This window comes from Algibacter sp. 2305UL17-15 (assembly GCF_040720935.1).
Lineage (GTDB): Bacteria > Bacteroidota > Bacteroidia > Flavobacteriales > Flavobacteriaceae > Jejuia.
Genome location: NZ_JBFDAE010000005.1, coordinates 253,896 through 266,836, shown reverse-complemented (window position 1 = coordinate 266,836; position 12,941 = coordinate 253,896). Strand labels below are relative to the sequence as shown.

The following is a 12,941-nucleotide window of genomic DNA, read 5'->3' as shown; positions in this document are numbered from 1 at the left end:
AAGTGTTTTAATTTGAAATCCATCATCAACTTATTTTTTCCAAAGGTATGTTACGCCTGTTCCGATTATCTTTCGGATAACGAGGAAACTATTTGTATCAATTGCAGACATGATTTACCGGTGACCGATTTTCATTTCAACAATGATAATGCTATTCAAAACGTACTACGCGGACGTGCAAAAATTGAGCATGGTACTGCTTTATTTCGTTTTGAAAAAAAAGGACCTGTGCAACAATTGATACATGGTTTAAAATATCGAGGTTATGAACATATAGGCGTGCTTCTTGGCGATTGGTTGGGCGGCGAACTTAAAACAGTAGCAGGATATCAAAATATTGATATGGTAATTCCTGTGCCAATGCATCCTAAAAAACTCAAAAAAAGAGGCTTTAACCAAGTTTCAAAATTTGGACAACAGATTGCTAAGGCTCTAAATTCTCAATATGTTGATGATGTTTTAATAAAAATCACAAATACGGCCTCACAAACCACAAAAAAACAGTTTACACGTTGGACCAATAATGATGAATTATTTGCGTTAAAAAATATTACAACTATCGAGAATAAACACATTCTTTTGGTAGATGATATAATTACGACAGGAGCCACTTTAGAGGCATGTATTTCCGTTTTAAGTCAGGCAAAAAACACAAAAATAAGTATTGCAACCATGGCAATAGCCTAATAAGAATATCGTTTATACTTGAAGCATATATCTATAAATTTATGTAGGTTTGTGCAAAATTTTAATTCGGCAATGAGTAATAGGCTTTTAAACTTTCTTTTAATTTTTAGTATTAGCTGTGTTTTTATAAACTGCGCTAACCGCGGCACACCTCAAGGTGGTGAAAAAGATATTGAACCGCCGGTAATTACGAACACCTATCCTGAAAATTATTCTACCAATTTTAAAGCCAAGGAAATTAAAATTGAATTTAACGAATACATCAAAATAAAGAATTTACAAAAACAGTTGATTATTTCGCCACCCATGAAAAATCAACCTGAAATTACACCTCTGGGAAGCGCGAGCAAAACGATAACCATTAAAATTTACGACACTTTGCCTCCAAATACCACCTATGCGTTTAACTTCGGAAATAGTATAGAAGACAACAATGAGGGCAATCCGTATATTTATTATAGATACGTATTTTCTACTGGCGATTATATCGATTCCCTAACCGTTTCGGGAAATATAACCGACGCTTTAAAACGCGAACCTGAAACTTTTGTTTCTGTGATGCTTTATGAATATGAAAAGGATTCAATTTTTAACGACTCTATCATTTACAAAGAAACACCAAAATATATTACCAATACTTTAGACAGCTTAACCACTTACACCATTGAAAACATAAAAGCTGGAAAGTATTTATTGGTTGCGTTAAAGGATAAAAACGGTGATAATAAATTTCAGCAAAAATCAGATCAAATTGGTTTTTATAAAAGTTTTATAAATGTCCCAACCGACTCTACATACAATTTAAGATTGTTTAATGAAATTATTGATTTTAACCCTTCAAGACCACAATTGGTAAATGGCGAAAAAATAATGATTGGTTATGAAGGCGATTATACGGGTGTTAAAATTAATATGAAATCTGAAGTGCCGGAAGATTTTAAGTCTCGCATTACCAAAAACAAAGAAACGGACACATTATTCTATTGGTACCAACCAAAACTCGAAGTTGATTCTTTAGTTTTAAATATAGAACACCCTAAATTTAATAAGGACTACACGGTTAGAATACGCGATAAGGAACGGGACTCACTACTGATAAACTCTGAGCCAAACGGAAGTATTGGTTATACCGAAGATTTTAAAATTTCTGGAAATATTCCGTTTACTAATATTGATACTTCTAAAATAGAGTTGATGGATAAGGATTCTCTTCTTGTTCCGTTTACGGTAAAAACTTTTGATTCTATTAGTAATACTTATGCGCTCGCTTTCGAAAAAACGGAAGATAACAGCTATAATATGACTGTTTTAGCAAATGCATTTACTGATTTTTTTGAAAACACAAATGACACTATTAATTATTCGGTAAGAACACAAAAATTGGATAGCTACGGTAATTTACGTCTCAATGTATTTAATGCGGTTTACCCTATAATAGTGCAGCTTACAAATGAAAAAGGCGACGTAAAATATGAAAAATACGCAACTGAACAAAAGCCTCTTGACTTTCTAAATATCAGTCCTGGAAAATATTTTATTAGAGTGATTTTTGATACTAACGGAAATAAAATTTATGATACGGGAAATTATCTAAAGAAGATACAACCTGAAATTGTAAAACATTCAGAAAAACAAATTGATGAAGTGCGTGCAGGGTGGGATCAAGAAACTAGTTTTACGTTGAAGTAGCCCCATAGACTTTATATAATCACAATTCATTGTTAACTAAATAAGGTTTCGTCTTGATAATTATCGGGACGAAACCTTCATTTTTTTATCTTTAATGATACCAACACACTTTTCGAGAAATATAAAAGAATCTCGCCAAAGTTTATAACATTCTTCATTTAACCGTAAATTAAAAAAAGAATTGGTATTACTTTTTAATTATTTTTTTGAGCATAGAACTACTGTTTGCCTTTATATTTAAAAAGTACAACCCTGCTTCCAGTTGCGACATATTAATTGTGTTGTTCCCATGCATCAAAACACCTTGTTTTAGTATTTGTCCGTTAACATTTAAAATGTTGAAACGTCCATTTATTTGAGCTGAAATTGTTAATTCATCATGAACCGGATTTGGATATAGCGATATGTTGGTTTCAGCAAATGAATCAATACTTAACGTAGAACAATCTTCGCTAAAACTGGTTGATGCATCAATATCCGTCCAGTTTGTTGTGCTATATGTTGCGCTATCCACTTCAATACAAGTTAGGTTTGGGTTTCCTGTTGCTTCAAAACTTGTAATGATTGTGTTGTTCCCATTTTTTAGATTTAAACCTGTCAGATCATTATCGATACAATGAATAATTTCTAATGATGGGTTATTTTCTAAATTCAAACTGCTTAAATTATTGCCTTGACAATATAAAGACTCCAATACTGTATTGTTGCTCACATCTAAACTATTTAGGTTAGTATATCCACAAACCAATACTGTTAGTAAGGTATTGTTGCTTAGATCCAAGTTTGTCAAATCATTACCGATATGACAGAATAAAGTCGTTAATGCAGTATTGTTACTAACGTCTAAACTGGTTAAATTATTAATACTACAATATAAACTTGTTAATGCAGTATTGTTACTTACATCTAAACTTGTTAAACTATTAGAACTACAAGTTAAATGTGTTAATGCACTATTGTTGCTTACATCCAAACTTGTCAAGCTATTAGAAGAACAATCTAAAGTCAATAAAGCTGTAAAATCTTCAATGCCAGTTAGGTCTGAAATCCCATTGTCATCAACAACTAAATTAGTGATTGTATTGATATTGGTAGTAAACACATAATCATCTAAAGGTCCAAAATCGTGCCCTAAATCAATTAACGCTTGTTCAAAGTTATCATCTGGAACATAGGTAGTGCTTGAACAATTTGTGGCAAATCCAGATTGCGCATCAATATCCGTCCAGTTTGTTGTGCTATATGTTGCATCATCCACTTCAATACAAGTTAGGTTTGGGTTTCCTGTTGCTTCAAAACTTGTAATGATTGTGTTGTTCCCATTTTTTAGATTTAAACTTGTCAGATCATTATCGATACAATGAATAATTTCTAATGATGGGTTATTTTCTAAATTCAAACTGCTTAAATTATTGCCTTGACAATATAAAGACTCCAATGCTGTATTGTTGCTCACATCTAAACTATTTAGGTTAATATATCCACAAACCAATACTGTTAGTAAGGTATTGTTGCTTACATCCAAGTTTGTCAAATCATTACCGATATGACAGAATAAAGTCGTTAATGCAGTATTGTTACTAACGTCTAAACTGGTTAAATTATTAATACTACAATATAAACTTGTCAATGCAGTATTGTTACTTACATCTAAACTTGTTAAACCATTAGAACTACAAGTTAAATGTGTTAATGCACTATTGTTGCTTACATCCAAACTTGTCAAGCTATTAGAAGAGCAATCTAAAGTCGTTAACGCAGTAAAGTCTTCAATTCCAGTCAGGTCTGAAATCCCCTTGCCATCAACAACTAAATTAGTGAGCGTATTGATATTGGCAGTTAGCACATAGTCGTCTAGACTTCCAGCATCATACCCTAAATCTATTAGAGCTTGTTCAAAATTATCGTCAGGAACATAGGTTTCTCCATAATGGCAATCTTCACTAAAACTGGTTTGCGCATCAATATCTGTCCAGTTTGTTGCACTATAAGTTGCATCTTCAACTTGAATACAAGTCAAGTTTGGATTGTTAGTTGCATTAAAAGTTGTAATGATTGTATTGTTTCCGTTTTTTAAATTAATGCCTATTATTTCATTATTCCCACAATGCAGATATTCTAAGGAAGAATTATTTGAGAGGTTCAAACTTGTTAAATCATTATTTCTACAATTTAAATATTCTAATAATGGATTGTTTGAGGTGTTTATGCTAATTAAATCATTACTAGCACAATCTAAATCTTCTAATAAAGTATTATTTGTGATGTCTAAATTGGTTAGGTCATTAGAACTGCAAAAAATTCTATCTAAACTTGTGTTATTTGAAATATCTAAACTGGTTAAATTATTTGCACTACAAAACAGAGTCGATAAGTTTGTATTGTTGCTTATATTTATACTCGCTAATGTGTTACCAATACACGACAAGCTTGTTAGTGCCACAAAATCTTCAATTCCTGTAAGGTCAGAAATGGATTTATTATTAACATCTATAAAAGTTAGCGAGCTAATATTAGCAGTTGTCACATAATCATCCAAACTACCAGAATCGTATCCCAAATCAATCAATGCTTGTTCAAAATTATCATCAGGAACATAGGTTTCTCCATAATGGCAATCTTCACTAAAACTGGTTTGAGCGTCTATGTTTGTCCAGTTGTTAGTGCTATAATTTGCATTATCTACTTGAATACAGGCTAAGTTTGGATTGTTTGTTGCATTGAAATTAGTAATGATATTCCCAGTCCCGTTTTTAATACTTAGTGCAGTAAGTTGATTGTTTGAAGCATCAAAATTTGACAACAAAGCATTTTGATTCAAATTCAAGCTGCCAATAGCATTCAAACTACAATTTAAAAATTGCAATTGTGAATTGTTGGACACATCTAAACTTGTTAAATTATTACTGCTACAATGCAAATAAATAAGTTGTGTATTTGCAGACACATCAAGACTTGAAATGGTATTTGTATAACATCTTAATTCTGTTAATGCCGTAAAATCCTCAATTCCGGTAAGGTCGGAAATCCCTTTGTCGTCAATATTTAAAATAGTAACAGAACTTATATTGGTAGTCGGGACATAATCATTTAAACTTCCCGAATCATAGCCTAAATCTATTAATGCTTGTTCGAAGTTATTATCTGGAACGTAGGTTACTTGCGACTGTCCGATTATCGTAAATAAATTAGTAAAAAGAAATACAAGAGTAAACTTCCTCATGGTGTAGAATTTTTAGATTAACCCGTTTTTAACTTGTACTAAACTACTGGAACAGGTTAGGTTAGAGATTATTAATAGCCGAGAGTAAAGTTAAACAGGTATATCTGGCAGATGGATTAAAAAAAGGCAACGTTGCTTTTTTTCAAGTAAACGTGAAGTTATTTTCAGTAAGAAATACTACAGTAATGATAATGAATTAAGCAGTTTCTCCTTATTGGACTTGCTTACCGGAATTGTTTTTTTGTTGATGGTCAAATAGCCATCATAAAGTGCTTCTATTTTTTTAATATTGATAATATATGAACGATGCACTCTTATAAAAGAACTATCGCTTATATTATTTTGAACGTATTTTAAAGTTCTGCTGATAAGCACCTTTCTTTCCAAAGTATGCGCAAAACAATAAAAATCTGAGGCTTCAAAATAAAGAATATCGGCTTTGTTTATTTTTATAAATTCACTTTTGTTTTTAATGAATAGCGCATCATCATCAACCGTAGTATCGGCTTCATTGGTCGCTTCTTCATGGAGTTTGAACAATGCAATTTCAATATTGTTTCGCAAACTGGCAATTGTAAAAGGCTTGCTGATAAAGCCTGCTGGTTTTGTTAATTTTACCCGTTCTGTGGTTTCTGAATCTGAAAGCGAAGTAAGGAAAACATAAGGAATATTGGTTTTCCGTTGCAGTTTTTCAGCAACCGTTACACCATCAACGGGACCTTTTAATGTAATATCGAGCACTACCAAATCGGGTTTTAAATCATCAATATCATACAAGGCTTCTTTTCCATTATCGGCAACCCCGCAAATGGTATAGCCTTCTTCTTCCAGAGCAGTTTTAATAGTTCTGGCAATTATGGGCTCATCTTCTACTATATAAATAGATGTCATATCACAAGATGTCTTTTTCGTTTAAAACAATCACGACTTTAGTGCCTTTTGGAACTGTGCTTCTCAAAGATTCAAAACTAATCTCCGCATTGATTTTTTTAGTTAAATCTTTTACCAATGATAGTCCTAAAGTATCTTTTTTGTCTTCATTTTCAGAAATACCAATACCATTATCAACCACCTCTAAAATAATGTTACCATTTTTTCTTTGAAGTTTAATCTCAATATACTTATGAGCCATATTTTCAGTAAATGCATATTTTAAACTATTGGTAACCATTTCATTAATTATCAAACCTAAAGAAGTTACCACCTCAATATCCATGATAATTGGTTCAACGGTAAGCTTTTTTTCAATATTTGGAATACTATAAGATGAGAGAATATCGGTGATCAAGGCCGTGATATAATCTCGACAATCTATTCCAGAAGTATGATCCTGTTTATACAATTTCTGATGCAAAACAGCCATGGAATTAATTCTGTTCTGGGTTTCCTTTAAAGCTTTCGATGCCGTTTTATCTTTTATTGTTGAAGCTTGTAAAAACAATAGTCCAGAGACAATCTGAAAACTGTTTTTTACACGATGGTGCGTTTCTTTTAACAGCATATTTTTCTCTCCTACCGTTTTTTCCAACAATTGTTTCTGTGTTGCCAACAGCTTGCTTTTGCTTCTGTTTTTTGAATATAAAAATGTTAGCGATGATGCAACAATCACACCTAATATGGCAATGGACAAATATAATTTACGCTGTTTTTCGTTTTTATCGGCTTCTAATTTTTGTAGTTCTTGTTCTTTATCAAACATGTATTGCATCTCTAACTGCGTCTGCTTTTTTACATTTTTCTCGTTAAAAAGCGAATCTTTAGCTTTGAGATATGCTTCATGGTTACTGAGCGAGGCCTCAAATAAATTCAAGTTTTTATTGGCTTCATATAAACATTTGCACGCCTCCATGTAAGCCTCCAGATCGCTTTGTTCTCTAGTTATTTGCTTTGCTTTTTCACAATTTTCTTTAGCTTTTACATACTGCCCTTGCTTTAGAAATAATTGACCTCGATAATTTAATGCCAAAGCAAGTCTGTCATCAAGTTTGTTCGCTGAATAATAATCGTGCGCATGGTTCAAGAACATTAAAGCTTTTTCATAGTTCCCTTGTTTCGAAAATGCCAAACCAAGATTCAAATCAGAATTTGCAATGAGGCGAGGGTGTGCGTTTCCCTCTATTTTTAAGCGTTTCCCTTGCTCCAATACTTTTATAGCTTCTTTGATATTGCCCGAATTTAATAGCGATTCGCCTTTATTGGACATAATGACTCCTGCATTTACCGTGGCGCCAATTTTTAACGCCATATTATGGGCTTCGTCATAATAGGTTAAAGCGGTTTCATAATCTTCCATTTGATTATAAAAATTTGCCAATGAATTATTCAAAACAAGATTTTGCCCTTTAAACTGAAATTTTTCAGCATCTGTAAAAGCTAGAGTATCTATGGTTTCCATTAGGTTTTTAGAGGCTAACATGGTAGCAATAGCCACAGTTACATTCCCCTTTTTTCTATAAATAGTGCCTTTGGAATTGAGAATCTTAGCTTTTAAAAAAAGAAAATCTTTGCTTTTTAAATAGTCGTATGCCTTGGTATTGTAAAATAAGGCAGAATCTAATTTTGAATTGAAATAGTAATAATTCCCGAGGGAATAGTAAGATTGTGCCAGTAATTCTTCTTCATTAGAACGTTTAGAAATTTCAATCGCTTTATCAAGTAACTTTTTAGTACCGCTAACGTATCTATACTTTCCGGCAAATCCTGTAAGGTTTGATATACGCTCTCTATCTGTTTCCCAATTTTCTACATTTTGAAGTAAAGAATCTACTATTTTAATCAGTTTATTTGAATCTTGCTGAGAAGAGATAAATAGAGGAAAACAAAATGCAAGTATTAAGATTGCGTATAATTTCAAAAGAATTAATTAGTTAGTGATTGGTTAAATCAAGGTTTTTGATTCTTATAAAGATAAAACTAATTAAATAAAACATTGAAAAAGCTTAAAATAAGCAAAGTACCGACTTTTATTAGTAAACGAGTGGAATTTTAAAGTTAACTCTTGAGCTCAAAAGTATCTCTGTCATTTAAAAACTTTAACTTACTTCTATACCTTTCAATATGGCTTTTTTTAAGAACCACAATTTGTGTTTGCTCTACATTGGGATCAAAAGAAGTGATGCTGTTTCCCAATACATCATATACCACTGAATGTCCAGAATATGTGCTATCAACGCCATCAATCCCCACGCGGTTTACACCCACACAATAACACATGTTTTCTATAGCTCTGGCTTTTAACAAGGCATCCCAAGCTGAAATTCTGGGTTGTGGCCAATTGGCAATGTAAATTAAAACATCATAATCCTCTGTATTTCTAGCCCAAACGGGAAAACGTAAATCGTAACATATCAACGGACAAATTTTCCAGCCTTTATAATCTATGATTACTTTTTCTTTTCCAGCTGAAAATGTTTTATGCTCGCCTACCAAAGTGAACGTATGGCATTTATCATAATATTCAATCTTGCCATTTGGCTTTACAAAAAGCAACCGATTATAGAAATTGTTAGTTTCAGATATGATGATGCTTCCAGTAATAGCTACATTCTTTTTTGATGCCAAATCCTTCATCCAAGTAACCGTTTCGCCTTGCATAGTTTCAGCAACCGAAGTGGCGTTCATGGTAAAACCCGTTGTAAACATTTCAGGTAGTATGATTACATGAACACTACCCAAAATGTTTTCAATTTTTTGGGTGAAATTTTCACGATTCTGTTTAGGGTTTTCCCAAACTAAATCGGATTGTATTAATGCTATTTTGAGTTCGTCTTGCATGCTACAAAAATACCAATAAACTACTTCGAGGCAAGCCCACGAGGTATTAAAATTCCAAAAATAAAAAACTAAATTCCAAAAAAGAAAAACGGGGCAAGCCTCGGGGTGCTGGCCTGCTGCCTGCCTGTCGGCAGACAGGGCTGGCTGGTTAAACCCTAAAAAATGAATAAATTCAAACTAAAATGAAGTCCTCCATTTTATGGGTTCCAACACCTCGATTTTTAGCAAAAAATAATCCCTAATTCCAAAGCTTTGGAATTAGGGATTACATAATGCTTACTTAAATTATTTTAGTTTCTTCTTTGCTTTTGCGATATTAGAATTTAACTTTTCAATCTTTTCCAACGATTTTCTTTCATCTTCAGGCGACAATTTGCCTTTCTTTTTTAACTTTTCATATTTTTTGATAGCAGCTTGATGTTTTTTAGTTGCTTTATCAAAATTAGATTGCGCCTTTTCTTTTTTCTTTAGTGCTTTTTCTGCCTTTTTCTGTTTCTTTTCGGCCTTTTTTTGATCCTTTTCTGCCTTTTCCTGCTCCTTTTCGGCCTTTTCTAATTGCTTTTGCACCTTTTCAGCTTCCTCTAGTTCAAGGCTTTTCTTTTCAAATGTCGATAACACTTTTGCCTTTTCATCTACACTCAATGTGGTTGTAACATCAACCCCATCTTTGTAAATAACACCTTTTTTAACCTCATAAATAGTATTGTTCACAGTTACAGCTTGCGCAAATAAGGATTTACCTATTAACACAAATACTATTACCAATAAAACCCTGATTGTATTTTTCATAATCTTAATATACTTTACAATTTAGACACTTAGATAATTAAAAAGTCACATTGAAATTCCCGCCAAAGCGATAAAGAAAACCCCGACACATTGTATCAAAGAGTTCTGTTTAAATCAAACGATATTCATCTTCTTCAATAAAAATGATGCATTCATATTTTGGCAAATACCCTGTTTCAATTTATAGTCGAAATATAATTCATCATTAATAATTTCTGCGTCAAAATAATAATTTTTAACATCTTCCAACTCTTTTTCTATCTCGCACAAACTTAAATCGTGCGTCGCAATGATTCCTGTGGCATCCGAAGCTACTAATTTTTCAACAAATTTTCGTGAGCCAATGGCTTTATCCGTACTATTTGTGCCTTTTAAAATTTCATCTAAAACAATAAAATAAGGTTCTTTTTGAATGGCGTCAACAATATATTTAAGTCTGGTCAATTCTGAAAAGAAATACGAACTATCGTCAGTTAAGGAATCGGATGTTCGCATACTCGTAATTAACTTTACTGGAGTATATTCGCTTGACTTTGCGCAAACAGGCAAGCCCATATTTGCCATCACAATATGAAGGGACACGGTTCTTAAAAATGTGCTTTTCCCTGCCATATTTGCTCCTGTAACGATAAAGAACTGTTCATTATCAATAGTTAAATTACTATCCACTCGTTTTTCCTTGTTCAATAATGGATGTCCTAAATCTGAAGCTTTTATAACGGAAGCGTTTGTTTTAATGTCTGGAAACACAAATTCAGGATGATTAAAAGTGAAATTTCCCAAGGAATTATATGCATCAAAAAAGGACACTACTTCAAACCAATCTGAGACTTTATCGCCATAATTTTCTATCCATTTTTCGATACCGTAACTGTGCTTTATATCGGTTAAAAACCATCCGTTTCCAAAAATTGCGCCTATAATATTATTTCTGTTATCTAAAGCATCTAAGGATTTTGATAGTTTTCTGAAAATAGATGAAGCTTTCTCATCGTCAGATTTAATCTTATTTTGCATTTCCTGAAGTAATTCAGAAGTAAATGTTTCATTTTCAATTAAATCCAATAACACCGAATATTGGCGAAATGTATCTTTAACCTTATCAGTATGTGACGATAACTCGTTCATTTTTTTCACGTAAACTCCAGTAATTCCCAATCCGAGAAATAACCAATAGCCTATGATATTTTGGTTAGAAATAATACTGAAATATACGAGTGTAAATATTAAAACCGATACAATAGTAAAAGCTAGTGGCAACCAACGCATGATACTCGGTAAAAAAGATTTATAATTATCTAACCAAGCAACAATCTTTTTGGCTGGAGTTTCCACCTGTACTAAACTTGCACTGGCCGAATAAAACTGTCGCCATTTTGGTTTTGAAGCTAATTCTTCTATGGCTTTTTGACGCAATTCTACATCTGTAATACTGTTTGCTTTTAAACTATCGGCAAGTTGTGCCGTACCTTCATTTATAGTGGTTCTGTTTATAAATTGAAAAAAAGAACCACGACCAAACAGATCGATATCTAAGCTATAAAAATGACTTGGGTCTTGAAAAGGCCTGCCATCATTTCTATCATGAAAATTTCCCGAAGCTATCTTTAGTTCATCTTCATTTATTGCTACCAAAGCTTTGTTGAAATCTCTTTGTCGTTTTACATCTGTATGTTTTGATAAGAAATAAATAAAAACTGCCACACCAATTACACCTATTAAAAGTGCTATTTGCCATTGACTAAAAACTAGATACACACCAAAAGCAGCAGCAACAAAAACCGTCAATCGCAACATACTCAAAGTCGTCATTCGCTTGTATAGCTTCTTAACTTCAGATTGGTATTCCTCTAAATGTTCTTTATAATAGGATTGTGGATTGTTCATTCAATTTTTCTAATTCGTAAAGAAACAAAAAAGCCCTGAAAATATTTCAGAGCCTTTAGAAGAATTTATTTTTCTCCCACCCAGAATTGCCAAATACACAGTTCTGTCCTCCCCAAAGGAGAGGTATAATAGGAAACCCCAGCGCAGAACATCGGGGGATTTTTTAAGTTAATCTCTACCTCCAAATACTTGCAAGGCCCAATATAACAAGTTTGCCAATGCACCAATTGCAGCCACTAAATAAGTTCTTGCTGCCCATTTTAAAGCATCTTCAGAACCTTTATATTCATCTGGAGTGACCATGTTTCTATTTTTCAACCATGCCAAAGCTCTATGACTGGCATCGTACTCAACAGGGAGCGTTATAAAACTGAATAAAGTTGCGAAACCCATCATAGCAACACCAGCCGCCGCAACCCACCAGCCTAAACCTAAACCAGCAGCACCACCTAAAACAAGTCCGCCAATAATTAACCATTGAGACATTCCTGAAGTCACGCTAACCACGGGTACTAAAGTAGAGCGCATTTGTAACCAACTGTAAGCCTGCGCATGTTGTACTGCATGTCCGCACTCATGTGCAGCAACTGCTGCTGCTGCTGCGTTTCTTTGATTGTAAACCGCTTCACTTAAATTTACTGTTTTGTTTTTCGGGTTGTAATGGTCCGTTAAACGTCCAGGTGTAGAAATAACCTCAACATCCATGATACCATGATCTGATAGCATTTTTTGGGCTACCTCAGCACCACTCATGCCGTTACGGAGCTGTACTTTAGAATACTTTTCAAACTTCCTCTTTAAAGTATTACTTACCAACCAACTTACTAGAGCAATTGCCCCTATTAATATATAATATCCAATCATTATTTTATGTTTAAATTACGTCATAAAG

General features: G+C 33.1%; 9 protein-coding genes. 2 read left to right on the top strand and 7 right to left on the bottom strand.

Annotated features, from left to right (window positions below):
- Window positions 1-12: 12 nt before the first annotated feature.
- On the top strand, window positions 13-687 hold the full coding sequence (locus ABXQ82_RS07630; protein ID WP_367057301.1) for a phosphoribosyltransferase family protein: 675 nt from the start codon (window positions 13-15) through the stop codon (window positions 685-687).
- A 72-nt stretch (window positions 688-759) separates the two neighbouring features.
- Window positions 760-2,376: an Ig-like domain-containing protein gene (locus ABXQ82_RS07625; RefSeq protein WP_367057298.1), complete on the top strand. Its 1,617-nt coding sequence runs from the start codon at window positions 760-762 to the stop codon at window positions 2,374-2,376.
- 187 nt (window positions 2,377-2,563) lie between these two features.
- On the opposite strand, the gene ABXQ82_RS07620 is transcribed toward ABXQ82_RS07625, so the two are convergent.
- The 7 genes from ABXQ82_RS07620 to ABXQ82_RS07590 form a co-directional block, all read right to left on the bottom strand.
- Window positions 2,564-5,599 carry a T9SS type A sorting domain-containing protein gene (locus tag ABXQ82_RS07620; RefSeq protein ID WP_367057295.1) on the bottom strand — a complete coding sequence of 1,012 codons (3,036 nt, stop codon included), beginning with the start codon at window positions 5,597-5,599 and terminating at the stop codon, window positions 2,564-2,566.
- Window positions 5,600-5,776: 177 nt separating this feature from the next.
- Window positions 5,777-6,490 carry a response regulator gene (locus ABXQ82_RS07615; RefSeq protein WP_367057293.1) on the bottom strand — a complete coding sequence of 238 codons (714 nt, stop codon included), beginning with the start codon at window positions 6,488-6,490 and terminating at the stop codon, window positions 5,777-5,779.
- 1 nt (window position 6,491) lies between these two features.
- Entirely contained in the window at window positions 6,492-8,453 is a 1,962-nt protein-coding gene (locus ABXQ82_RS07610) for a histidine kinase dimerization/phosphoacceptor domain -containing protein (protein ID WP_367057290.1), read from the bottom strand.
- A 137-nt stretch (window positions 8,454-8,590) separates the two neighbouring features.
- Entirely contained in the window at window positions 8,591-9,373 is a 783-nt protein-coding gene (locus ABXQ82_RS07605) for an amidohydrolase (RefSeq protein ID WP_367057287.1), read from the bottom strand.
- Window positions 9,374-9,658: 285 nt separating this feature from the next.
- On the bottom strand, window positions 9,659-10,162 hold the full coding sequence (locus ABXQ82_RS07600; RefSeq protein ID WP_367057284.1) for a hypothetical protein: 504 nt from the start codon (window positions 10,160-10,162) through the stop codon (window positions 9,659-9,661).
- A gap of 114 nt (window positions 10,163-10,276) precedes the next feature.
- Complete coding sequence (locus tag ABXQ82_RS07595) at window positions 10,277-12,049, bottom strand: DNA mismatch repair protein MutS (RefSeq protein WP_367057281.1); 1,773 nt, start codon at window positions 12,047-12,049, stop codon at window positions 10,277-10,279.
- Window positions 12,050-12,217: 168 nt separating this feature from the next.
- Window positions 12,218-12,913: a zinc metallopeptidase gene (locus tag ABXQ82_RS07590; RefSeq protein WP_367057278.1), complete on the bottom strand. Its 696-nt coding sequence runs from the start codon at window positions 12,911-12,913 to the stop codon at window positions 12,218-12,220.
- Window positions 12,914-12,941: the final 28 nt, after the last annotated feature.